We start from the raw sequence: 24152 nt of genomic DNA, 5'->3' as shown, positions 1-24152 counted from the left end.
GTTATGGCTGTTTTATAACTGCTGGCTTCGGCCTTTCCTTCGCTTTCCCCGGCGGCGCTGACCGCCTAAACGCAGACTTCTAGGGTTTTACATGACGCGCTACATATTCGTCACGGGTGGTGTTGTTTCTTCTTTGGGGAAGGGCATTGCTTCGGCTTCACTGGCGGCTATCCTGGAGGCGCGGGGCCTGAAGGTCACGATGCTGAAGCTGGATCCCTACATCAACGTCGACCCGGGCACCATGAGTCCGTTCCAGCACGGTGAAGTGTTCGTCACTCAGGACGGCGCTGAAACTGACCTCGATCTTGGCCATTACGAGCGGTTTATCCGCACCACAATGACCCAGAACAACAACTTCACCACCGGCCGCGTCTACGAAGACGTGCTGCGCAAAGAGCGCCGTGGTGATTATCTGGGCGCGACCATTCAGGTCATCCCGCACATCACCGACGAAATCAAGCGCCGTATCATCAAGGGTGCTGGTGACGCGGATGTGGCGATGGTTGAAATCGGCGGCACGGTTGGCGACATCGAATCGCAGCCGTTCCTTGAAGCAATTCGTCAGCTGCGTGTTGAGGTTGGCGCCAAGCGCGCAATGCTCATGCACCTCACGCTGGTGCCGTACATTGCTACCGCGGGCGAAACCAAGACCAAGCCAACCCAGCACTCGGTAAAAGAGCTGCGTTCGATCGGCTTGCAGCCTGATGTGCTGGTTTGCCGTTCTGATCATCCGGTTGATGTTTCGTCGCGCCGCAAGATCGCCTCGTTCACCAACGTTGAAGAACGCGCGGTTATCTCGCTCGAAGACGTCGATACCATCTACAAGATTCCTTCGGTACTGCATGCGCAGGGCCTTGATGACTTCGTCGTCGAGCGCTTTGGCCTTGAGTGCGGCAGCGCCGACCTTTCCGAGTGGGACCGCGTGGTTGACGCCAAGCTGAACCCGGAAAAAGAAGTCAATATCGCCATGGTCGGTAAGTACATGGAACTGCTGGACGCCTACAAGTCGCTGATTGAAGCGATGAGCCATGCCGGCATCCAGAACCGTACCAAGGTCAACCTGCGTTACATCGACTCCGAAGACATCGAGAACAGCGGCACCTCGCTGCTCGACGGTGTAGACGCGATTCTGGTGCCTGGCGGCTTTGGTCTGCGCGGCGTCGAAGGCAAGATTCAAACGGTGCAATACGCCCGCGAGAACAAGATCCCGTATCTGGGTATCTGCCTCGGTATGCAGGTTGCCGTTATCGAGTTCGCCCGTAACGTACTGGGCTGGACCGATGCCAACTCCACCGAATTTGACATGGCCAGCAAGCACCCGGTCGTCGGTCTGATCACCGAATGGCAAGACGCCGACGGCAGCACCGAGCAGCGCACCGAGTCGTCTGATCTCGGCGGCACCATGCGTCTCGGCGCTCAGGACTGCCAGCTGATGGCCGGTAGCAAGGTACATGACTGCTACGGCAAGGATGTAATCGTAGAGCGTCATCGTCACCGTTATGAAGTGAACAACAACCTGCTGCCAAGCCTGACGGATGCGGGTCTTAACGTAACCGGTCGTTCGGGCGACGGTGCATTGGTTGAAGTGGTTGAAGCGCCGGATCATCCGTGGTTCGTAGCTTGCCAGTTCCACCCTGAGTTCACCTCGACACCGCGTGACGGGCATCCGCTGTTCAGTGGCTTCGTTAACGCTGCATTGGCGCAAAAATCCAGGAAGGCTTAAGCCCATGGCGCAAAAGATTATCCGCGTAGGTGACATTGAAATTGCCAACGACAAGCCGTTCGTGCTGTTCGGTGGCATCAACGTCATCGAGTCGCGTGATCTGGCGATGCAGGCCTGCGAAGAATATGTACGGGTGACCGAGAAGCTCGGCATCCCGTATGTGTTCAAGGCCAGTTTCGACAAGGCGAATCGTTCATCTGTCAGCTCTTTCCGCGGCCCCGGCCTCGAAGAGGGCATGAAGGTCTTTGAGGAAATCAAAAAGACCTTCGGCGTGCCGGTGATTACCGATGTGCACGAGCCGCATCAGGCGCAAGCCGTGGCAGATGTCTGCGATATCATTCAGTTGCCGGCTTTCTTGTCGCGGCAGACTGATCTGGTTGTGGCCATGGCCAAAACCGGCGCCGTGATCAATATCAAGAAGGCTCAGTTCCTTGCGCCGCAAGAGATGGGTCACATCCTCAACAAGTGCGTTGAGGCGGGTAATGATCAGTTGATCCTGTGCGAGCGCGGCTCGTCATTCGGCTACAACAATCTGGTCGTTGATATGCTCGGCTTCGGCATCATGAAGCAGTTCGAGTACCCGGTATTTTTCGATGTAACCCACGCCTTGCAAATGCCCGGTGGCCGTTCCGACTCTGCCGGCGGTCGCCGCGCACAGGTCACGGATCTTGCCAAAGCCGGCATGAGCCAAGGGCTGGCCGGCTTGTTCCTGGAAGCCCATCCAGATCCTGATAATGCCAAGTGCGACGGCCCATGTGCGCTGCGCTTGAACAAGCTTGAAGCCTTCCTCACCCAACTCAAGCAGTTGGATGACCTGGTAAAGAGTTTTCCGCCGATTGAGACTGCCTAAAAGCGCAGATATCCGGTAAAGTGCCGTCGGGAATTACCTGACCAATTGGTCAGGTAATGGGCGTCTGTCAGAACAATGACAACAGGCGTGAAGCCCGCTGGTGCAGTTCTCGTTAACTTTTGGAGTGCTAAACGTAATGGCAAAGATCGTCGACATCAAAGGCCGTGAAGTCCTTGATTCCCGTGGTAACCCGACTGTAGAAGCCGATGTGATCCTGGAAAACGGCATCATTGGCAGCGCCTGCGCGCCATCCGGTGCTTCTACCGGTTCGCGTGAAGCGCTGGAATTGCGCGATGGCGACAAGAGCCGTTATCTGGGCAAAGGCGTCCTCAAGGCCGTTGCCAACATCAATGGCCCGATCCGTGATCTGTTGCTGGGTAAAGATGCTCTCGACCAGCAGGCACTCGACCGCGCCATGATCGAACTCGATGGCACTGAGAACAAGGCGACCCTGGGCGCTAACGCCATTCTGGCGGTCTCGCTGGCTGCTGCCAAAGCCGCTGCTCAAGCCAAAGGCGTGCCGCTGTATGCACACATTGCCGACCTGAACGGTACTCCGGGCGTTTACTCGATGCCTGTGCCGATGATGAACATCATCAACGGCGGCGAGCATGCCGATAACAACGTCGACATCCAGGAATTCATGGTTCAGCCGGTTGGCGCCAAGAACTTCGCCGATGCACTGCGCATGGGCGCCGAAATTTTCCATCACCTCAAAGCCGTTCTCAAGGCGCGTGGCCTGAGCACCTCTGTGGGTGACGAAGGTGGCTTCGCACCTAACCTGGCGTCGAACGAAGACGCGCTCGCGGCTATCGCTGAAGCTGTTGCCAACGCTGGCTACACACTGGGTGATGACGTGACTCTGGCGCTGGACTGCGCTTCGAGCGAGTTCTTCAAAGACGGCAAATATGACCTGGCTGGCGAAGGCAAAGTATTCGACGCTGCTGGTTTTGCTGACTATCTGGCCGGTTTGTCCGAGCGTTATCCGATCATCTCGATCGAAGACGGCATGGATGAGTCCGACTGGGCTGGCTGGAAAGTGCTGACCGACAAAATCGGCAGCAAGGTTCAGTTGGTCGGTGACGACCTGTTCGTAACCAACACCAAAATCCTCAAGGAAGGCATTGATAAGGGCATCGGTAACTCGATCCTGATCAAGTTCAACCAGATCGGTTCGCTGACCGAAACGCTGGAAGCCATCCAGATGGCCAAGGCTGCTGGCTATACCGCGGTGATTTCACACCGCAGCGGCGAAACCGAAGATTCGACCATCGCCGACCTCGCTGTAGGGACCGCGGCTGGCCAGATCAAAACCGGTTCGCTGTGCCGTTCAGACCGCGTATCCAAGTACAACCAGTTGCTGCGTATCGAAGAGCAGCTCGGCGGTAAAGTTGCATATCGCGGCCGCGGTGAGTTCCGCGCCTAAGTAGAAGCGTGGTAAAAAGGGGGCGGCGCAAGTCGCCCTTTTTTTCGTATGGATACTCGGTTCACTATGCGTAGTCCTTATTGGTTGTTTTTAGTCCTCATCCTTCTCTTGGGCGGTTTGCAGTATCGCCTGTGGGTTGGTGATGGCAGTCTTGCGCAAGTTACTGACCTCAAGCATCAGATTTCTGATCAGGAAGGTGAGAATGAACGTTTGCTTGAGCGCAACCGGATTCTCGAGGCAGAAGTGCGCGAGTTGAAAAAGGGCATGGAAACCGTAGAAGAACGTGCCCGGCATGAATTGGGCATGGTCAAAGAAGGCGAAACCCTTTACCAGTTGGCCGAATGATTAACGCTGAACTGCCCGGTTTTTGGGCGATAATTCCTGCTGCGGGCGTTGGCAGTCGTATGCAAGCCGACCGTCCCAAGCAATATTTGCCACTCGCTGGCAAAACCATCCTTGAGCACACCCTGGCCTGTTTTCTCGATCACCCGCTATTGCGTGGTCTGGTCGTCAGCCTTGCCGGTGATGATCCTTACTGGCCGTTACTGGCGTGCGCCAATGATTCGCGGATCGAGCGCGCTGAAGGCGGGCGTGAACGTGCCGACTCGGTGCTCAACGGCCTGTTGCGCTTAACTGAGTTGGGCGCGCAGGAAGATGACTGGGTTCTGGTGCACGACGCCGCGAGGCCGAATCTCTCTCGCACTGATCTCGATACCTTGCTTGAAACCCTTGCGGACGACCCGGTTGGCGGTTTGCTTGCGGTGCCTGCGCGCGACACCCTGAAGCGTGCCGGCGCAGATGGCCGGGTGTGCGAGACGATTGACCGCTCAGTGGTCTGGCAGGCATTTACCCCGCAGATGTTCCGCCTGGGCTTTCTGCATCGGGTGCTGGCGGATGCGCTGGTGGCCGATGTTAATGTTACTGACGAGTCGAGCGCCGTTGAGTGGGCCGGTTTTGCGCCGCGTCTGGTCGAGGGGCGGGCGGACAATATCAAAGTCACGCGCCCGGAAGATCTGCACAGCCTGGCGCGTAACTGGCGTAAGTCCTAAACCGTCTGGTATTCCTCGCGCTGGCTCAAACCTTGTTTGAGAAAGTCGACCAGTTGCCGCACCTTCGGCGATAAATGCCGTTGCTGCGGGTAGAGCGCCCACACCGCTGTATTGGGTGGGCGATGGTTGTCCAGCAGTGACACCAGCGCACCGCTGCGCAGATGCTCCAGCACGTAGTAGTCCGGCAATTGGCACAAACCAATGCCGCGCAAACACGCATCCAGCACCGCCTGCCCGCTGTTGCAGCGCCAGTTGCCATGAACGCGCAGCGACGTCTCATTGCCCTGCGAGGCAAAACTCCAGATATCCGCGCTGCCAATCAGGCAATTGTGCTGGTTGATCTCAGAGATACTGTGCGGGCGGCCGTAATGCTGCAAATACTCGGGCGCGGCGCATAAATACATCTGCCGGGGTGCCAGTTTCGAGGCGACCAAACTTGAGTCCTGCAAGCGGCCAAGGCGGATTGCCAGATCCATGCCTTCGTGGAGCAAGTCGACGGTGTGGTTGCTGAGCTGAATTTCGACGCTGAGCTGGGGATGGCGCATCATGAATTCGGTTACCAGTGGCGCGATAAAGCGCTCGCCGTAGGCCACCGCGCAGGTCAGGCGTAATAACCCTTTCGGCTCGCTGCTCAGATCACCTACTGCGCGCAGCGCTTCTTCGCGTGCGTCCTGCAGGCGTTGGCAGTGCTGCAGAAAGGTCTGTCCGGCCTCGGTCAGTGCAACGCGGCGCGTGCTGCGATAGAACAGTCGGGTTTGCAGGCGTTCCTCCAGTCGCGCCACTTGCCGGCTGACCTGGGACGACGACATGCTCAGGCGCTGAGCCGCGGCGCTGAACTGGCCACATTGGGCGACGGCAACAAACTCATCGAGACCTTCCCAGCGACTCATCATCGGTTCCTTGGTTAATTATCCCTGAATAGCAATAATGTTTTGCTTATTGGGTGATTATTGCAGGATCGCTAATAATCTACACTTTGGCCCACTGTGTAAATCTGCCGGAGAGCCACCATGATCAAGTCACGCGCCGCTGTTGCGTTTGCGCCTAACCAGCCGCTGGAAATTGTTGAAGTTGATGTTGCGCCACCAAAAGCCGGTGAGGTGCTGGTACGCATCGTTGCCACCGGTGTTTGCCACACCGACGCCTACACCCTTTCTGGTGAAGACTCCGAAGGTGTGTTCCCGGCGATTCTCGGCCACGAAGGCGGCGGCATTGTCGAGGCGGTCGGTGAGGGCGTTACCTCGCTAGCCGTGGGCGATCACGTTATTCCGCTGTATACCGCTGAATGCCGCGCCTGCAAATTCTGCAAATCGGGCAAGACCAACCTGTGCAGTTCGGTACGTGCGACTCAGGGCAAAGGCCTGATGCCGGACGGCACCACGCGCTTCTCCTACAAAGGCGAGCCGATTTATCACTACATGGGCTGCTCGACATTCTCCGAGTACACCGTGTTGCCAGAAGTCTCTCTGGCAAAAATTCCGAAAGAAGCGCCGCTGGAAAAAGTCTGCCTGCTGGGCTGCGGTGTGACCACCGGCATCGGCGCTGTGCTCAATACCGCCAAGGTTGAAGAGGGCGCTACCGTGGCCATCTTCGGTCTCGGCGGCATTGGTCTGGCGGCAATCATCGGCGCGAAAATGGCCAAGGCCTCGCGCATCATTGCCATCGACATCAACCCGGCCAAGTTCGATGTGGCGCGTGAGTTGGGTGCAACCGACTTCGTTAACCCGAAGGATCACGACAAGCCGATTCAGGATGTCATCATCGAAATGACCGATGGCGGCGTTGATTACAGCTTCGAGTGCGTTGGCAATGTGCAGCTGATGCGCGCGGCGCTGGAATGCGCTCACAAAGGTTGGGGCGAGTCGGTGATCATCGGGGTTGCTGGCGCTGGTCAGGAAATCAGCACGCGTCCGTTCCAGTTGGTGACTGGTCGCGTCTGGCGTGGGTCTGCATTCGGTGGCGTCAAAGGCCGTACCGAGTTGCCGGGTTATGTGGAAAAAGCGCAAAGCGGCGAGATCCCGCTGGATACCTTCATCACCCACAACATGGGCCTAGAAGATATCAACAAGGCGTTCGACCTGATGCACGAAGGCAAAAGCATTCGCACGGTCATTAACTTCTAAATCGCACTCAGGGCAGCCTCAGGAATTTCCGGGGTTGCCCGTTGCGGTTGCCGATGAATCTTTAGCATGACTGCGGAGTTGCTCATGGCTTTGGAAAATCTGTCCTGCCAGAAAAGCGCTGGCGGCTGGCACAAGCGTTATCGTCATCACTCAAGCACGCTGAACTGCGACATGGTGTTTGCGGTTTATCTGCCGCCTCAGGCCGAGCAGGGCGCAAAACTGCCCGTGCTGTACTGGTTGTCTGGCCTGACCTGCACTGACGAAAACTTTATGCAAAAGGCCGGCGCACACCGCCTGGCTGCTGAACTCGGTTTGATTATCGTGGCGCCGGATACCAGCCCGCGCGGCGAAGGTGTCGCTGACGATGCCAATGGCGCGTATGACTTCGGTCTGGGTGCCGGTTTTTACCTGAACGCCACGCAAGAGCCGTGGGCGCGTCATTACCGCATGCACGATTATGTGGTGGAAGAGTTGCCGGCGTTGATAGAGGCGAATTTTCCGGTGAGCGACAAGCGCGGAATCAGCGGCCACTCAATGGGCGGCCATGGTGCGTTGGTGTGTGCGTTGCGCAATCCGGGGCGTTATCAGTCGCTCTCGGCATTTTCGCCCATCGTTAATCCGATGAACTGCCCGTGGGGCGAAAAAGCATTTAGTCACTATTTGGGTGAAGACCGTTCGCGCTGGCGTGAATGGGATGCCTGCGCACTGATCGGCGAAGCGCGCGAGAAATTGCCGATTCTGATTGATCAGGGCGACCGGGACGACTTTCTCGTCAATCAGCTCAAGCCCGAAGCCTTGCAGGCTGCAGCGCAAGCGGCAGAGCATCCGCTGACGCTGCGCATGCAGCCGGGTTATGACCACAGCTACTACTTTATCGCCAGCTTTATTGATGACCATCTGCGTCATCACAGCGCGGTATTGAACGGCTGAAACAGCAGCTTTTTGCGCTTTTGCGCATTACCTCGCGACAACGGTGCACCAGTTACTGCTTGGCTCCATGTAGAATCAGGGCCTGATAGTTTAGGGTCCAGTTATAAATGAGCAGTTCGATGCGTATTGGTCACGGTTACGACGTTCACCGTTTTTGCGAGGGCGACTTTGTCACCTTGGGTGGCGTGCAGATCCCGCACAAGTTTGGTCTGCTGGCTCACTCCGATGGCGATGTGTTGCTGCATGCCCTGGCTGATGCTTTGCTCGGCGCCGCTGCGCTGGGCGACATCGGCAAGCATTTCCCCGACACCGACCCCACCTTCAAAGGCGCTGATAGCCGCGTATTGCTGCGTCATGTGCTGGGCCTGATAAAGGCCAAGGGCTGGGTTGTGGGCAATGTCGATGCAACGATTGTCGCGCAGGCACCGAAGATGGCGACGCACATCGACAGCATGCGCGCGCTGATTGCGGCCGACCTTGAGGTCGAGCTGGATCAGGTTAACGTCAAGGCGACTACCACCGAGAAACTTGGCTTTACCGGCCGCGAAGAAGGCATTGCGGTGCACGCTGTCGCCCTGTTGGTCAAACCATGAACGAATTGCAACTGCTCGGCCCCCGCGCCTGCGGCGATGCCTGCGGGCAAGCGGTATTAAAAGCCAGCGCTGAAGATTTTCAGGTTGATGAAGTCCTTGATATCCCGTTGTCGGGGCAGGGCGAGCACCTGTGGTTATGGGTCGAGAAGCGTGGCCTGAATACCGAGGAAACTGCGCGTCGGCTGGGCAAGGCGGCCAGGGTTTCGCAGCGCAACATCAGCTATGCCGGTCTCAAGGATCGTCAGGCCCTGACCCGTCAGTGGTTTAGCCTGCATCTGCCGGGCAAGGACAATCCTGATCTGGCCAGCGCTGAAGATGACAGCCTGCGCATCCTCAAACAGGTCCGCCACTCGCGCAAACTCCAGCGTGGTGCGCATTCGGCCAATGGCTTCACCCTGCGCCTGACCGGCCTTGACGCAGATATAGAGCAGCTCGATGCGCGCTTGCAGCAGATCAAGCAGCAGGGTGTGCCCAACTATTTTGGCTTGCAGCGCTTTGGCCATGAAGGCGGCAACCTGTTCGACGCCCGTCAGTTTGCCAAACGCGGTGATTTGCCCGGCCAGCGTAATGTGCGTTCGCGTATTTTGTCCGCCGGACGCAGTTATTTGTTCAATCAGGTGCTGGCAGCGCGTGTTGCTCAGGGCACCTGGAATACCGCGCAGGTCGGCGACTTGCTGGCGTTCACCGACAGTCGCAGCTTTTTCCCGGCAGGCGAGGAGCAGTGCTCTGATCCGCGCCTGGCCATTCTCGATGTGCATCCTACCGGTCCGCTGTGCGGCGCAGGTGAAACAACCACGGCCGGCGAGACCCTGAAGCTTGAGGAAAATATTTTTTCTGGCGAGCAATTGCTTGTGGATTGGCTGGTTGCGGCGGGTATGAGTCATGAACGACGCATTCTTCGACTGCCCATCGGCGGTTTGACGTGGCATTATCCCGAGCCTGATATTTTGCAACTGGAATTCGTCCTGCCGGCGGGATGCTTTGCCACCGTTGTGGTGCGTGAGCTTGTCGATTTGCTGCCTGCAGGGCCGACGGAAACCCCATGCGTATTCTGATTTCAAATGATGACGGTGTAGCCGCCCCGGGCTTGGCTGCGCTGCACGCGGCGTTGGCTGACTATGCCGAGTGCACGGTAATTGCGCCCGATCAGGACAAAAGCGGCGCCAGTAGTTCACTGACGCTGGACAGGCCTCTGCACCCGCAAACGCTGGCCAACGGCTACATCAGCGTTAACGGTACGCCTACCGATTGCGTGCATCTGGGCCTCAACGGTCTGTTGCCGCAGGGTATTGATCTGGTCGCATCAGGCATCAATCTGGGCGCCAATCTGGGCGACGACGTGCTGTATTCCGGTACGGTGGCAGCGGCCCTTGAAGGCCGGTTTCTGCAGAAGCCGGCCTTTGCATTCTCGCTATTGTCCCGTCAGGCCGAGAACCTGCCGACCGCCGCCTATTTTGCCCGTCAGCTGATTGAGGCGCATGAGCAGCTCGAACTGCCGCCGCGCACAGTGCTCAATGTCAACGTGCCGAATTTGCCGCTCGATCATATTCGCGGTATTCAGTTGACCCGTCTGGGTCATCGCGCACGTGCCGCCGCACCGATTAAGGACGTCAATCCACGGGGCAAGGAAGGTTACTGGATTGCAGTGGCCGGCGATGTCGAAGACGGTGGCCCCGGTACAGACTTTCATGCGGTAATGAACGGCTACGTGTCGATTACACCCTTACAGCTTGATCGCACCTTTCAGGAAGGCTTTAGCAGCCTGCAGACCTGGCTGGAGCGTTTAAATTGATAATTCGAGAGCGAGATGAAATGAATCGCCACGGCATCGGTATGACTTCCCAGCGCACACGTGAGCGCTTGATCCAACGGTTGTATGAAGAAGGCTTGTCCAACGCACAAGTGCTTGAAGTAATCCGCCGCACGCCACGTCATCTGTTTGTTGATGAGGCGCTGGCGCATCGCGCCTACGAAGACACCTCGTTGCCGATCGGCCATAACCAGACCATCTCCCAGCCTTACATGGTGGCGCGCATGAGCGAGTTGTTGCTCGCTGCCGGGCCGCTCGACAAAGTGCTCGAGATCGGCACCGGCTCAGGTTATCAAACTGCGATTCTTTCCCAGCTGGTTGAGCGGGTGTTTACGGTTGAGCGTATTCAGGGCCTGCAAGACCGCGCCAAAGAGCGTCTGGTTGAACTGAATCTGCGTAACGTGGTCTTTCGCTGGGGTGATGGCTGGGAAGGCTGGCCGGCGCTCGCGCCTTACAACGGCATTATTGTCACAGCCGCTGCGGCCGATGTACCGCAAGCTCTGCTCGACCAATTGGCGCCGGGCGGGCGCTTGGTGATTCCCGTGGGGACGGGTGATGTGCAGCAGTTGATGCTGATTGTCCGCGAAGAAGATGGTTTCTCGCGCCACGTTCTCGATGCCGTGCGTTTTGTACCTTTGCTTAATGGCCCCTTGGCCTGATTTTTCACGTAGATCGAATTTATGAAAAAGCACCTATTGTTGTATGCGAAAGGCATTGCTATGGGGGCTGCGGATGTTGTGCCGGGCGTATCCGGCGGCACAATTGCGTTTATCAGCGGTATCTATGAAGAACTGCTGCGCTCAATTTCCAGTTTGCCGGGCGCTTTTACGTTATTTCTGCGCGGCCGTATTGCCGAGGCGTGGCAAGCCGCCAATCTGACATTTCTGTTGATTCTGCTCGCCGGTATTCTTACCAGCGTAGTGACCCTGGCGCGCGCGATTACCTACTTGCTCGACACCCACCCGATTCCGGTGTGGTCATTCTTTTTTGGTCTGGTGCTGGTTTCATCGCATCTGGTCGCTCGTTCAATTCAGCGCTGGAGCCCGGGCCGCTGGCTGAGTTTCGCGGTGGGCGCAGCATTCGCCTACTGGATTACGGTGGCGTCCCCGGTGCAGTGGGGCACAGACTCGCTGAATATCTTTTTCGCGGGTGCGATTGCTATCTGTGCAATGATTCTGCCTGGAATCTCGGGTAGCTTTATCCTGCTTCTGCTAGGGTTGTATCCATTCATTATCGGTGCGGTCAAAAGCCTCGACTTGGGCGTTCTCGGGCTGTTCGCCTGTGGCTGTGCGCTGGGTCTGGTCAGTTTTGCCGGGCTGCTGCGGTGGATGCTGGCGCGTTGGCACGATCTGGTTCTGGCGTTTCTCACCGGCCTTATGCTCGGCTCGCTGAACAAGCTGTGGCCGTGGAAAGAAACCCTGACCTGGCGGCTTAATAGCCATGGCGAACAGGTTCCGTTGTTGCAAAGCAATCTGTCGCCCAGCCAGTTTGCCACTGTCAGCGGGAACGACCCGCAGCTGCTGATGGCCATTGTGTTGGCCCTTAGCGGTGTAATACTGGTGATTGGCATCGAGTGGCTTGCCAAACGTAACCAGAAGCTTTTGGATTGAGTTGCCTCAATCTGCCACAGTTATTCTCAGCGGTTCCTAGCAAGTCGCCAGTAAGGGAGAGACGGGTGAGTTTTACAGCCATTCAATCGCGTATCAGCACCAGCACACTGTTTTACCTGTTGAGTGGCGTGGTCTTCACCTTGCTACTGTCTGGCTGTGCCAGCAGCTCGGGCGGCGCACAAGTTGTCGACCGTAATGGTCGCGCGGTCAGTGCGGCGCCGGCGCGTCCTAAAACCACCAGTGGCCAATACCGCGTGCGCCGTGGCGATACACTGTATTCGATCGCGTTTCGTTTTGGCTGGGATTGGAAAGCCCTCGCGGCGCGTAACCACATCGTTGCGCCATATACCATCCGGGTTGGCCAGATCATCCGGTTTGACGGCAACTACGGCACGTCCAAGTCGAGTTCGGTCACTGTGACCAATGTCAGCAAGCCTCGTCCGACCACCACAACTCAGCCACGGCCGGTTGCCAAACCTGCGCCGGTGGTAACAACGCCGGCAACGACTAAAGTCGAAAGCGTCTCGAAAAGCGCCTCTGGCTGGGCGTGGCCGGCGCAAGGCACTGTAATCGGGCGATTCTCCTCAAACGGCAGTTTGAATAAAGGCATTGATATCGCCGGCAATTTGGGAGAGCCTATTTTAGCTGCGTCTGATGGATCCGTGGTGTACGCCGGGAGTGGTTTACGGGGCTACGGCGAGTTGGTGATCATCAAACACAGCGATACCTACGTAAGTGCTTACGGCCACAACCGTAAGCTGTTGGTACGGGAAGGACAGCGTGTCAAAGCAGGGCAGAGAATTGCTGAAATGGGTTCAACGGGCACAGACCGCGTGAAGCTACATTTTGAAATCCGCCGTCAAGGTAAACCTGTTGATCCTTTGCAGTTCCTTCCAAAGCGTTGATTCACTGTTGGCCCGTTCCTTCAAGTAGGAAGGACGGGCTCAAGTGTCGCCAAGGAATAGGGTGCGCTTGAGCTTGCTGTCGAACTCAGCAAGGGACAGAAACAATGGCTCTCAATAAGAAAGAAGTGCCGGAGTTTGACGTCAGTGACGAGGTGTTGCTCATGGAGCCCGCCATCGTTCTTGACGAAGGGGTTAATAATAAGGCTGAAAAGCCAGCTGCCCGGACGAAGGCAAAGACTTCCACGAGCAAGCAGCACAAGTACATCGACTACACACGGGCGCTAGACGCCACTCAGCTGTACCTCAACGAAATCGGCTTTTCGCCGTTACTGACTCCAGAAGAAGAAGTCCACTACGCTCGCTTGGCTCAGAAGGGGGATCCGGCTGGGCGCAAACGGATGATCGAAAGCAACCTGCGTCTGGTGGTTAAAATTGCCCGACGTTACGTCAACCGTGGCCTTTCGCTCCTTGATCTGATCGAGGAAGGCAACTTGGGCTTGATCCGCGCCGTCGAAAAATTCGACCCTGAGCGCGGCTTCCGATTCTCAACTTACGCTACGTGGTGGATTCGTCAGACAATTGAGCGCGCGATCATGAATCAGACGCGCACTATTCGTCTGCCCATTCATGTGGTCAAAGAACTCAATGTCTACCTGCGAGCTGCTCGTGAGCTGACGCAAAAGCTCGACCACGAGCCCTCGGCCGAAGAAATTGCCAACCTGCTGGAGAAGACGGTGGCAGAAGTCAAACGCATGCTAGGCCTTAATGAGCGGGTCTCTTCGGTCGACGTATCATTCGGTGCGGACTCAGACAAGACTTTGCTCGACACCTTAACCGATGACCGACCTACCGACCCCTGTGAGCTGCTGCAGGATGATGATCTCTCGCAGAGCATCGATCAGTGGCTGTCTGACCTGACGGATAAACAACGTGAAGTTGTAGTACGTCGTTTCGGTTTGCGCGGTCATGAGAGTTGTACCCTGGAAGAGGTCGGCCGTGAAATCGGTTTGACCCGTGAACGTGTACGGCAAATTCAGGTTGAGGCGCTCAAGCGTTTGCGCGAAATCCTCGAGAAAAATGGCCTGTCGAGCGACTCGTTATTCCAGTGAAATAAGCTATTCAGCAAACAACCGGCTCAGGCCGGTTTTTTGTGGGCGCAGGTTTGTAAGTGATTGCTTACACGCTCTGTAAGTGAATGTAGGAACTTTCGGAGGCAATAAGCTTTCAAATCATGTGGATTAGATGTAACCATATGATTTATAAGGATTTTATATTTTGTGCTGAATGTTTTCAGGCCATTTTGGGCAAAGTAGCCCCTTGTGGGAGGCTCAGAAAACTCTATTATTAGAACTGTGTCGAGGGATAGACACACGTCGCAAAGGACTGTGGCGAGGACAATCGCAGGATGCGATTTCATCAGGATGATGAAGGATTGAAAGGGAGTAGGGACTAAAGAGTGGGCGGGTAAAACCGCCCCTTTTTTTTGCCTGAAATAAAGTCAGGCAAAACGCTGTATAAAGCACCTGGATCGCAGGTGACGGCATGCAGCGATGCGTATAGCAGTGAACGAATGGCTCGCTGAACGGTTATCAGCGAGCCATACAGACGACAGAGGCCTTGTGGCTCTTACGACTAGCGTTCCAGGTACTGGAGTTTGTCTTTCACGCCATCCCACTCTTCGGCGTCTTCCAGTGCTTCTTTCTTCTCGGTGATGTTCGGCCAGATCTCGGCCAAGTCAGCATTGAGCTCAGTATATTCCTGCATATCATCAGGTACTTCGTCTTCTGAGAAGATCGCTTGGGCCGGGCATTCTGGTTCACACAGGGCGCAGTCAATGCACTCGTCCGGGTGGATGACCAGGAAGTTCGGGCCTTCGTAGAAGCAGTCCACCGGACAGACTTCCACACAGTCGGTGTATTTGCACTTGATGCAGTTGTCGGTGACGACGAAGGTCATTTCTAATTCTCTCCTCAGGCTACGGCTGGGGGCTGCCCTCATAAACAGCCCCTGAGCTGGTAAAACTCTCCAAATCACCAGGCTTTGTGTTTGGCATTTTCCAGCGCGCAGGATTCTAACAGCTTGTTTGGGCTCGCGTTAGAGCCGTGTCTTCAATGCATATAACAGTTCTAGCGCTTTTCGCGGAGTTAGATCATCCGGATTGATCTTATTCAATTCCTCCAGCACCGGGTGCGGCAGGCTTGCGAACATGTCGCTTTGCATGGGCGCCGGGGCTTCGCCTGGCCCTACACGTGGCGCTTCATGCGGCAAACTCGTGGCTTCCAGCCGTGCCAGATGCTGGCGGGCGCGCAAAATAACCTCACCGGGCACACCGGCGAGTTGGGCCACTGCTAAACCATAGCTCTGACTGGCCGGGCCCGGCAGCACGTGGTGTAAAAAAACAATCCGTTCATTGTGCTCGGTCGCGCTCAGGTGCACGTTGGCGACAATCGGCTCGCTTTCCGGCAGAACCGTCAGCTCGAAGTAGTGGGTGGCAAACAGCGTATAAGCGCGCAGTTTGGCCAACTGCTCGGCCGCTGACCACGCCAGCGACAAGCCGTCGAAGGTGCTGGTGCCACGACCCACTTCGTCCATCAGCACCAGGCTGCGTTCGCTGGCGTTGTGCAGAATGTTCGCGGTTTCGCTCATCTCGACCATGAATGTCGAACGCCCTCCAGCGAGGTCATCGCTGGAACCAATTCGCGTGAATATGCGGTCAACCAACGACAGTTCGCAGCTTTTAGCCGGAACAAAGCTGCCGATGTGCGCGAGCAGAACAATCAGCGCCGTCTGGCGCATATAGGTCGATTTACCGCCCATGTTCGGGCCGGTAATCACCAGCATCCGTGTGGCATCGTCAAGGTTCAGGTCGTTGGCCACGAACGGCGTACTCAGCACCTGCTCAACCACCGGATGACGACCTTGCTCGATGCGCATGCACGGCTCGTCGACAAAACGCGGGCAATTGAGATCGAGGTTGAGCGCGCGCTCCGCCAGGTTGCTCAGAACGTCCAACTCTGCCAGCGCGCTGGCACTGTCTTGCAGAGGGGCGAGATGGCTGATCAGGTGTTCGAGCAGTTCTTCATAAAGCTGTTTCTCGCGTGCCAGCGCACGGCTTTTCGCCGACAGGGCTTTATCTTCGAACTCTTTGAGTTCCGGGGTGATGAAGCGCTCTGCACCTTTGAGGGTTTGCCGGCGGATGTAATCGGCAGGCGCTTGTTCGGCCTGCTTGCTTGGCAGCTCGATAAAGTAGCCGTGTACGCGGTTGTAGCCGACCTTGAGGTTGGCCAACCCGGTGCGCTGCTTTTCGCGGGTTTCCAGGTCCATCAGGTACTGGCCGGCGTTCTCGCTGAGCGATTGCAACTCATCCAGCTCGGCGTCATAGCCGGTCTTGAGTACGCCGCCGTCGCGGATTACTGCAGGAGGACTGTCAATAATCGCCCGCGCCAGCAGTTCCGCCAGCTCCGGGTAGGTGCTTACAGTCGTCGCCAGAGCGCTCAGATGCGCTGAATCGAGCTGGCCCATGGCCTGTTGCAAATCGGGCAACGCGGCCAAGGCATCACGCAGGCGGGCGAGGTCGCGGGGGCGTGCATTGCGCAAACCAATGCGCGCGAGAATCCGCTCCAGGTCGCCAATTTCCTTGAGCTGCGGTTGCAATGTCTCGAAGCGGTAGCGATCGAGCAGGCACGTGATCGACTCCTGTCGCGCTTCAAGCACACTGCGATCGCGCAGCGGCCGGTTCAGCCAGCGGCCCAGTAACCGACTGCCCATTGCAGTCTGGCAGCGGTCTACAACCGATTGCAGGGTATTTTCACGGCCACCGGCCAGGTTGATGTCCAGCTCAAGGTTACGGCGGCTGGCACCGTCAAGAATAACTGTGTCGTCCAGGCGCTCATGGCGCAGGCTGCGCAAGTGCGGCAGAGCGGTACGCTGGGTTTCCTTGGCGTAGTTAAGCAGGCAACCTGCGGCGCCGATTGCCAGTGTCAGTTTCTCGCAGCCAAAGCCCTTGAGATCTTGAGTGCCGAATTGCTGGCACAGGCTTTTCAGTGCCGTGTCGCGCTCAAAATCCCACGGCGCGCGGCGCTTGGCGCCACGGCGTTTCTCGGCGGGCAGATCCTTTGGCCAGTCGTCCGGGATCAGCAACTCAACCGGATTAAGGCGCTCGATCTCGGCCAGCAGGTTTTCCCAGCCCTTGATCTCAAGCACGCTGAAACGACCACTGGTGATGTCCAGTACCGACAAACCAAACAGGCGCTCATCTCCCAGTACGGCGGCCAACAAGTTATCGCGACGCTCATCCAGCAGCGCTTCATCACTCACCGTGCCCGGCGTAATGATGCGCACGACCTGGCGCTCGACCGGGCCTTTGCTGGTGGCCGGATCCCCGACCTGCTCGCAGATAACCACCGACTCGCCCAACTTGACCAGCTTGGCCAGATAACCTTCGGCGGCGTGGTAGGGAATCCCGCACATGGGAATAGCCTGCCCGGCACTCTGGCCGCGCGCGGTGAGGGTGATGTCGAGCAGCTTGGCGGCTTTTTTCGCGTCTTCGTAGAAAATCTCGTAGAAGTCGCCCATGCGATAAAACATTAATTGCTCGGGATGCTGATTCTTCAGCTTCCAGTACTGCTGCATCATCGGCGTATGGGCGGATAAATCTTTGGTGGCCATATTCATTGGGTACTTAGCGCAAGTCTTGAAAATTCGTGGGGCGGCAGGGCATCTGGCTTGGCGGTGGAATCACGCCGAGGCTTATAGAGGTGGAATCACCGCTCGGGCGGCCATAAAAATGGCCTCGCGCAAGCTGTAATTTGCCCATGCGCATTGCAATGGGCGCAAGGTTACCACGGGGCAGGCAGGGCTCGCAGGCCAGCAATGCATGGATTGATGCAGGGCATCGGATTGCAGCTCTGGCTGGGGATTGGCGCAGTGGATTGTGGTGCTGCTCGCGGAGCGTGGTCACTCGCTTATTGCGTCGGGCTGCTGCATTCAGCGGCCTTTGGCGAGCCAAGCGCAGGCAGGTTCCGCACGCTCGCGGGCACTGATCTCTGCGCCAGTATGTGGCTAGCAAGCGCCTGCGCCCATTCGTAAATATGTCGCCCCAGCCGCGCAAAAAACTATAACCAGCGCCTTGCAGTTTTTTCCTCGCCAGCGACTACAAAAATCATAATTTCGCAAATCCCTGCCTCCGAACACAATGCGGCCAACACCTTACGAATTGCCGTAAACCAAGAACAACAAATTTCAGAGTCAGAGGAGGCAGCCATGACCGACCTGAACCAAACCGCCTTGCAGAAGTGCGCAGACATGACACTCGATCAAATGGAAATAGACACGCTTATTGTTGGCGCTGGTCAGGCTGGTGTGGCCATGAGTGAGCACCTGAGCAAACTCGGTGTGCCGCATCTGGTGCTGGAGCGTAATCGCATCGCCGAGGGCTGGCGCACAGGGCGTTGGGATTCGCTGGTGGCCAATGGGCCGGCGTGGCACGACCGCTTTCCGGGCATGGAATTCGATGACCTGTCGCCAGACGCCTTCGCCTCCAAAGACCGCGTAGCGGCCTATTTCGAAGCCTACGCCAATAAATTCAAAGCGCCGATCCGCACTGGCGTAGAAGTTAAGCGCGTGGTTCGCAACAGTGATCGGCCAGGGTTTACCGTCGAAACATCGCAAGGCGTAATCAAGGCCAACCGCGTGGTGTCGGCAACCGGCCCGTTCCAGCGTCCGGTGATCCCGCCGATTGCGCCTAAAGATGAGACGCTGATGCAGATTCACTCGGCGCATTACCGCAACCCGCAGCAGTTGCCTGAAGGTGCTGTGCTGGTGGTCGGCGCTGGCTCTTCGGGCGTGCAGATCGCCGATGAACTGCGCCGTGCCGGCAAGCAGGTTTATCTCTCGGTTGGCGCCCATGACCGTCCGCCACGGGCTTACCGCAACCGCGATTTCTGCTGGTGGTTGGGTGTTCTGGGCGAGTGGGATGCCGAAGCGGCGCAACCCGGCAAGGAACACGTAACCATTGCCGTGAGTGGCGCGCGTGGCGGCCATACTGTTGATTTCCGCCGCTTGGCCAGCGAAGGCATTACGTTGGTAGGCCTGACCAAGGCGTTCAGCGATGGCAAGGTCAGCTTCCAGCAGGACCTCGCCGACAACCTCGCTCGCGGTGATGAAAACTACCTGTCGCTGCTCGATGCGGCGGACGCCTATATCGCCCGCAATGGTCTCGACTTGCCCGAAGAGCCGGAGGCGCGCCGCGTGTTCCCGGATTCCGAATGCATCACTAATCCGCTGCGTGAGTTGGATCTGGCTGAGGCCGGTGTGACTTCGGTGATCTGGGCGACCGGATACTCGGTCGATTTCAGCTGGCTGCAAGTGAATGCCTTCGACGCCAACGGCAAACCGCAGCATCAGCGCGGCGTGTCCAGCGAACCCGGTGTCTACTTTGTTGGCCTGCCTTGGCTTTCACGGCGTGGCTCCACCTTTATCTGGGGCGTTTGGCACGATGCCAAGCACATTGCCGATCACATCGCCACGCAACGTAAATACGCCGAATACCGCGATGCTTCGCAACGCGCTGCGGATGAGCACGCGCCGGTTGAAAAACTTAGTCTCATGGGAGTTAGCTGATGCCTACACATACGCGCATTCGGATGTTCAACACGAAAGAAACCTACCCCAACCAGAATCTCGACAATGATCTGTGTCAGGCCGTGCGTGCCGGCAATACGGTGTATGTACGTGGCCAGGTCGGTACCGATTTTGAAGGTCGTCTGGTCGGTTTGGGTGATGCGCAGGCGCAAACGGCGCAGGCGATGAAGAACGTCAAGCAACTGCTCGAAGAATCAGGCAGCGACCTCAGCCACATCGTTAAGACCACCACGTACCTGATCGACCCGCGTTATCGCGAGCCGGTGTATCAGGAAGTCGGCAAGTGGCTCAAGGGCGTGTTCCCGATCTCCACCGGCCTGGTTGTGAGCGCACTCGGTCAGCCGCAGTGGTTGATGGAAATCGACGTCATTGCCGTCATCCCGGACGACTGGCAAGCGAACGCTTGATAAGGAGCACTTCATGACATTTTCCATCGTAGGGCACTGCGCAGAAACCGGTCAGCTGGGGATCGCCATCAGCTCATCCAGCATCGCCGTGGGCGCACGCTGCCCGTGGTTGCGCGCCGGCGTGGGTGCTGTAGCGACGCAGAACATCACCCTGCCATCGCTCGGCCCGCAGGTGCTGGATCTGCTTGATGCAGGGCATTCGCCAGACGCCGCGCTGGACAAAGCGCTGGGCAGTAATGGCTGGAGCCAATATCGCCAGGTCGGGGTTGTTGACAGTCAGGGACGTACTGCTCTGTACACCGGCTCCGAGGCGTTGGGCACGCACAATGCAGTTGCCGGCCAGCACTGTGTGGCGGCCGGCAATTTGCTCGCCGCGCCAGAGGTCATCAGCGCTATGGTGACGGCATTCGAGCAGGCCGAAGGCAGTTTGCCTGAGCGTTTGCTGGCTGCCATGCACGCAGCGGTAGCGGCTGGCGGTGAAGCAGGGCCGGTGCATTCGGCGGCGATGTCTGTTGTTGGCGAGTTTACCTGGCCGATTGTGGATCTGCGCGTGGACTGGGCAGATGCTGACCCGATCGGCCAACTAGATCGGTTGTGGCAGGCCTATCGCCCGCAAATGCAGGACTACCTGACCCGCGCACTCGACCCGACTGCCGCGCCGAGCTACGGCGTACCCGGCGATCAATAATCCGCGCGACGCCGTGCTGCGCAATATTGCCAGCCCGGCGTTTGCCTCAGCGTAAGCTCAAGGAGTTGATTTGATGCTCTGCAGCCGTGATTTACTGGCCAGGCTGATTTCGTTCAATACGGTCAGCCGGGAGTCCAATCTCGCCCTTATCGAGTTCATCCAAGACTACCTGCAAGGTTTGGGCGTTTCGTGTGAGCTGGACTTCAATGCCGAGCGAAGCAAAGCCAATCTGTTTGCCACAATTGGCCCGGCTGATCGCGGCGGCGTGGTGCTTTCCGGTCATACCGATGTGGTGCCGGTGGCGGGGCAGGCGTGGACGGTTGAGCCGTTCAAGCTGACCGAGCGCGACGGCAAGCTATATGGCCGTGGCGCTGCCGACATGAAGGGCTATATCGCCTCGGTGCTGGCAGCAGTGCCGCGTTTTCTGGCGCAGCCGCTGCGCATGCCGGTGCATTTGGCGTTCTCGTATGACGAGGAAGTCGGTTGTCTGGGCGTGCGTTCGCTATTGGCGACACTGGAGCAGCGCCCGCATAAGCCTGTGGCCTGCATTATCGGTGAGCCAACCGAGCTGAAACCGGTGCTCGGGCATAAGGGCAAGCTGGCCATGCGTTGCCATGTGCAGGGCGCTGCGTGTCATTCGGCTTACGCCCCGCAAGGCGTCAACGCAATCGAATATGCTGCAAAGCTGATCGGCAAACTCGGTGATATTGGCGAGCAGTTGGCGCAGCCAGCCTTGCACGACACGCGTTTTGATCCGCCTTACTCAACCGTGCAAACCGGCGTGATCGCCGGGGGCAGGGCGCTGAATATCGTGCCGGCGGAGTGCCAGTTCGACTTCGAAATCCGTGCCTTGCCCGACTTCGATGCGCAGCAGGTGGTCGATCAACTGGCTGATTACGCCGAAGGCCAGTTGTTGCCGAAGATGCGCGCGCGCCACAACGACACCTCGATTGCTTTTGAGCCGCTGTCCGCTTATCCCGGGTTAGCTACCGAGCCGCACAGCGAAGTGGCGCAGTTGCTGGCGCTGATCAGCCAATGTCGCGATTTTGGCACGGTGGCGTTTGGTACCGAGGGCGGTCTGTTCAATCAGGCTGGAATTCCCACGGTGGTCTGCGGGCCGGGCAGCATGGACCAAGGCCATAAACCCGATGAGTTCATAACTCAGGATCAACTCGATGGCTGCGACGCAATGCTCGCGCGCCTCGCTCACTGGCTGCAAACCGATGCCTAGATGAATCCGTATGGCTGGCGCCGATAGCGGATGCGCGGCCGTTAACTGACACAACCTCTCTACAACCCAATTTTGAACCCCTGGCTGAGCGTTCAGGCGCCCGGCTGCGTTACCCATTGGCAAAGATCCTTACAACAACAAAAGAGGACAACAGAATGTCGCAAGATATAAGCGTGCCGCTGCCCACTGCCACTACCGGAACACAGGCCAAGGTAGCGCGAAAATCCCTCGGTCTGGGCGCCTTGCTCGCCGTCGCCATCGGCCTGGTGGTGTCGCAAGGTGTAATGGTGATCATGCTGCAAGGCGTTGGTATCGCCGGGCTGGGCTTTATCGTGCCGCTGACGCTCGCCTATCTGCTGGCGCTGAGTTACGCCTTTTCATTCTCGGAGCTGGCGTTGATGATCCCGCGGGCCGGGAGCTTGAGTACCTATACCGAAGTTGCCATTGGCCAATTCCCGGCAATGCTGGCGACGTTCTCGGGCTATATCGTGGTGGCCATGTTTGCCTTGTCCGCCGAGTTACTGCTGCTCGACCTTATTGTCGAGAAGGTCTATCCGCATGCCTTACCCTCGATGAGTGTGGCGTTTGGGGTGCTGGCTATATTCACCATTCTCAATCTGTTCAACATCGATATTTTCGCCCGTCTGCAGTCGGTGCTGGCGTTGGTGATGGTAGTGGTTTTGCTGGTGCTCGGCTTCAGCGCTGTTAGCAGTGAAAGCGCTGCGCCGCTGAGCAGCTTGCAGATGGACGGTTGGAATCCGCTGGGCCTTGGCGTGGTCGCGCTTACCGCGTTGGCGATCTGGGGTTTTGTCGGCGTCGAGTTCGTCTGCCCGCTGGTAGAAGAGTCGCGTCGTCCGGAGCGCAATATTCCGCGCTCGATGATCCTTGGCCTCAGCGTCATCTTCATCACCATTAGCCTGTATTGCCTGGGCGCGCTGTTGATGGTGCCGCAGGAAGAACTCGCCAGTAACGGCTTGCCGCATTACTTGTTCGCCACCGCGGTATTTGGCAAAACCGGTCAGGTGCTGCTGGTGACGGCTGCCGTGACTGCCACCTGCAGCACGCTCAATACTTCGCTGGCGGCAATTCCGCGGATGCTCAGCGGCATGGCGCAGAATGGTCAGGCCTTCCCGTGCTTCAAACGGGTCAGCAAGCGCACTGGCGCCCCTTGGGTGTCGGTTTTGTTCATTGCGGCGATTACCGGCTTACCGGTGCTGTTGATGGGCGTTGATTCGATCAACCTGCTGCTGATCGCCGCTGCGCTGGCCTGGCTGTTGGCCTACATCATTGTGCACGTCGATGTGATGGTGTTGCGCCATCGCTACCCGCAGATGAAGCGCCCATTCCGCACACCGTTCTACCCATTGCCGCAGCTGTTCGGTATCGGCGGCATGCTCTTCGCCATGTGGCACGCATCGCCAGCACCGGAACTGACCGCCCAGATATTCAGCAGCGCCGGTGTGGTGCTCGGGCTGGTGGCGGTAATCGCTGTGGTTTGGATCAAGCTGGTGATGCGTAAACCCCTGTTCACGCCAGAGCCGATCGAGAGCGTATTGAAGGCGCAAGACTAACCTCGCGTTACAGCGGCAAATGAGCGGGAGAGCATCTTCACCGGTGCTCTCCCGCAGTCGTTCAGGTTGCCAGCTGATTGGCAAACTGGCCCACTGCACTCACCACCTTTTGCGCGCCATCCTGAATCTCGACGATAACCGCGCCGGCTTGTGCGGAGAGTTCCAAGCCTTGTTGGGTTTGGCGTTTGCCGTGCTCGATCACCTGCACGGCCTCTTCGGCGAGTTTCTGGTTTTTCAGCACTACGCTGACGATTTCTTCGGTCGCGGCGCTGGTGCGTGAGGCCAATTGTCGTACCTCGTCGGCTACCACCGCGAACCCGCGACCTTGCTCACCAGCACGGGCGGCTTCGATGGCGGCGTTGAGGGCGAGCAGGTTGGTTTGATCGGCGATGCTGCTGATGCTTTTGATGATTGTGCCGATCACTTGCGACTGCTTGTCGAGCGCCGCAATGCCTTCGACTGCCGCTTCCATCTGCACGGCCAGTTGGCGCATGACCTCGACCGTTTCCTGCACCACTGAACTGCCGCGCTTAGCGGTGGCGTCGGTTTGCTGCGAGGTGCTGTAGGCAATCTCGGCGGCTTCGGCGACGGCAT

General features: G+C 57.8%; 22 protein-coding genes and 1 pseudogene. 19 read left to right on the top strand and 4 right to left on the bottom strand.

The features are described 5' to 3' along the window. Nucleotides 1–91: 91 nt before the first annotated feature. The 5 genes from PMYSY11_RS15795 (at nucleotide 92) to ispD (ending at nucleotide 5048) form a co-directional block, all read left to right on the top strand. Nucleotides 92–1723 (top strand): CTP synthase, encoded by a 1632-nt coding sequence (locus PMYSY11_RS15795; RefSeq protein ID WP_069899465.1) that lies wholly within the window; start codon nucleotides 92–94, stop codon nucleotides 1721–1723. A 4-nt stretch (nucleotides 1724–1727) separates the two neighbouring features. Continuing rightward, nucleotides 1728–2573 (top strand): 3-deoxy-8-phosphooctulonate synthase, encoded by an 846-nt coding sequence (gene kdsA / locus PMYSY11_RS15790; protein WP_069899464.1) that lies wholly within the window; start codon nucleotides 1728–1730, stop codon nucleotides 2571–2573. A gap of 136 nt (nucleotides 2574–2709) precedes the next feature. Beyond that, complete coding sequence (eno, locus tag PMYSY11_RS15785; RefSeq protein ID WP_150547392.1) at nucleotides 2710–3999, top strand: phosphopyruvate hydratase; 1290 nt, start codon at nucleotides 2710–2712, stop codon at nucleotides 3997–3999. Nucleotides 4000–4065: 66 nt separating this feature from the next. Further along, nucleotides 4066–4344, top strand: coding sequence for a cell division protein FtsB (gene ftsB, locus PMYSY11_RS15780; protein ID WP_069899462.1), 279 nt, complete (start codon nucleotides 4066–4068; stop codon nucleotides 4342–4344). Beyond that, nucleotides 4341–5048 carry a 2-C-methyl-D-erythritol 4-phosphate cytidylyltransferase gene (ispD, locus tag PMYSY11_RS15775; RefSeq protein WP_150547391.1) on the top strand — a complete coding sequence of 236 codons (708 nt, stop codon included), beginning with the start codon at nucleotides 4341–4343 and terminating at the stop codon, nucleotides 5046–5048. Before ftsB ends, ispD begins: the two co-directional genes overlap by 4 nt. Here ispD and PMYSY11_RS15770 read toward each other — a convergent pair. Beyond that, nucleotides 5045–5938: a LysR family transcriptional regulator gene (locus PMYSY11_RS15770; RefSeq protein WP_150547390.1), complete on the bottom strand. Its 894-nt coding sequence runs from the start codon at nucleotides 5936–5938 to the stop codon at nucleotides 5045–5047. The two genes, ispD and PMYSY11_RS15770, sit on opposite strands and share 4 nt — an antisense overlap. Nucleotides 5939–6058: 120 nt before the next feature. On the opposite strand from PMYSY11_RS15770, the gene PMYSY11_RS15765 reads away from it, so the two are divergent. The 9 genes from PMYSY11_RS15765 to rpoS all read left to right on the top strand — a co-directional run bounded on the left by PMYSY11_RS15765 (nucleotide 6059) and on the right by rpoS (nucleotide 14128). Then, nucleotides 6059–7171, top strand: coding sequence for an S-(hydroxymethyl)glutathione dehydrogenase/class III alcohol dehydrogenase (locus tag PMYSY11_RS15765; protein ID WP_069899459.1), 1113 nt, complete (start codon nucleotides 6059–6061; stop codon nucleotides 7169–7171). Nucleotides 7172–7255: 84 nt separating this feature from the next. After that, nucleotides 7256–8101, top strand: a complete 846-nt coding sequence (fghA, locus tag PMYSY11_RS15760; RefSeq protein ID WP_150547389.1) for an S-formylglutathione hydrolase — start codon at nucleotides 7256–7258, stop codon at nucleotides 8099–8101. 119 nt (nucleotides 8102–8220) lie between these two features. Continuing rightward, the gene (ispF, locus tag PMYSY11_RS15755) at nucleotides 8221–8694 is read left to right on the top strand and encodes a 2-C-methyl-D-erythritol 2,4-cyclodiphosphate synthase (RefSeq protein ID WP_090508886.1); all 474 of its coding nucleotides are present in this window, start codon (nucleotides 8221–8223) and stop codon (nucleotides 8692–8694) included. Beyond that, entirely contained in the window at nucleotides 8691–9749 is a 1059-nt protein-coding gene (gene truD / locus PMYSY11_RS15750; RefSeq protein WP_150547388.1) for a tRNA pseudouridine(13) synthase TruD, read from the top strand. Before ispF ends, truD begins: the two co-directional genes overlap by 4 nt. Continuing rightward, entirely contained in the window at nucleotides 9737–10486 is a 750-nt protein-coding gene (gene surE / locus PMYSY11_RS15745) for a 5'/3'-nucleotidase SurE (protein ID WP_069899456.1), read from the top strand. Before truD ends, surE begins: the two co-directional genes overlap by 13 nt. Nucleotides 10487–10527: 41 nt before the next feature. After that, entirely contained in the window at nucleotides 10528–11163 is a 636-nt protein-coding gene (locus PMYSY11_RS15740) for a protein-L-isoaspartate(D-aspartate) O-methyltransferase (RefSeq protein WP_170827738.1), read from the top strand. Between the two features lie 21 nt (nucleotides 11164–11184). Next, nucleotides 11185–12114: a polyprenyl-phosphate transporter gene (locus PMYSY11_RS15735; protein ID WP_150547387.1), complete on the top strand. Its 930-nt coding sequence runs from the start codon at nucleotides 11185–11187 to the stop codon at nucleotides 12112–12114. A gap of 65 nt (nucleotides 12115–12179) precedes the next feature. Further along, nucleotides 12180–13019 (top strand): peptidoglycan DD-metalloendopeptidase family protein, encoded by an 840-nt coding sequence (locus PMYSY11_RS15730; protein WP_150547386.1) that lies wholly within the window; start codon nucleotides 12180–12182, stop codon nucleotides 13017–13019. A 104-nt stretch (nucleotides 13020–13123) separates the two neighbouring features. After that, entirely contained in the window at nucleotides 13124–14128 is a 1005-nt protein-coding gene (gene rpoS, locus PMYSY11_RS15725; protein WP_150547385.1) for an RNA polymerase sigma factor RpoS, read from the top strand. Between the two features lie 523 nt (nucleotides 14129–14651). Here rpoS and fdxA read toward each other — a convergent pair. After that, nucleotides 14652–14975, bottom strand: a complete 324-nt coding sequence (gene fdxA, locus PMYSY11_RS15720; RefSeq protein ID WP_069899452.1) for a ferredoxin FdxA — start codon at nucleotides 14973–14975, stop codon at nucleotides 14652–14654. A gap of 138 nt (nucleotides 14976–15113) precedes the next feature. Further along, entirely contained in the window at nucleotides 15114–17693 is a 2580-nt protein-coding gene (mutS, locus tag PMYSY11_RS15715; RefSeq protein WP_150547384.1) for a DNA mismatch repair protein MutS, read from the bottom strand. 588 nt (nucleotides 17694–18281) lie between these two features. Here mutS and PMYSY11_RS15710 point away from each other — a divergent pair. The 5 genes from PMYSY11_RS15710 to PMYSY11_RS15690 all read left to right on the top strand — a co-directional run bounded on the left by PMYSY11_RS15710 (nucleotide 18282) and on the right by PMYSY11_RS15690 (nucleotide 23558). Next, nucleotides 18282–19640 carry a flavin-containing monooxygenase gene (locus PMYSY11_RS15710; protein WP_150547383.1) on the top strand — a complete coding sequence of 453 codons (1359 nt, stop codon included), beginning with the start codon at nucleotides 18282–18284 and terminating at the stop codon, nucleotides 19638–19640. Further along, nucleotides 19640–20068, top strand: coding sequence for a RidA family protein (locus tag PMYSY11_RS15705; RefSeq protein ID WP_069899450.1), 429 nt, complete (start codon nucleotides 19640–19642; stop codon nucleotides 20066–20068). The genes PMYSY11_RS15710 and PMYSY11_RS15705 overlap by 1 nt, the downstream gene beginning before the upstream one ends. A gap of 13 nt (nucleotides 20069–20081) precedes the next feature. Then, a complete protein-coding gene (locus tag PMYSY11_RS15700; RefSeq protein ID WP_150547382.1) occupies nucleotides 20082–20756 on the top strand; it encodes a DUF1028 domain-containing protein in 675 nt (224 codons plus the stop codon). 73 nt (nucleotides 20757–20829) lie between these two features. Then, nucleotides 20830–21987 carry an acetylornithine deacetylase gene (gene argE, locus PMYSY11_RS15695; protein WP_150547381.1) on the top strand — a complete coding sequence of 386 codons (1158 nt, stop codon included), beginning with the start codon at nucleotides 20830–20832 and terminating at the stop codon, nucleotides 21985–21987. Nucleotides 21988–22142: 155 nt separating this feature from the next. Next, nucleotides 22143–23558: an APC family permease gene (locus PMYSY11_RS15690; RefSeq protein WP_150547380.1), complete on the top strand. Its 1416-nt coding sequence runs from the start codon at nucleotides 22143–22145 to the stop codon at nucleotides 23556–23558. A gap of 61 nt (nucleotides 23559–23619) precedes the next feature. Here PMYSY11_RS15690 and PMYSY11_RS22150 read toward each other — a convergent pair. Continuing rightward, nucleotides 23620–24054: pseudogene (locus PMYSY11_RS22150) on the bottom strand (methyl-accepting chemotaxis protein); the annotation flags it as partial. Nucleotides 24055–24152 lie beyond the last annotated feature (98 nt).

The sequence above is a fragment of the Pseudomonas marincola genome (assembly GCF_900682675.2).
Classification (GTDB): Bacteria; Pseudomonadota; Gammaproteobacteria; order Pseudomonadales; family Pseudomonadaceae; genus Aquipseudomonas; species Aquipseudomonas marincola.
Note: the sequence above shows the minus strand (reverse complement) of the source record. Positions and strands in the feature narration are given on the sequence as shown.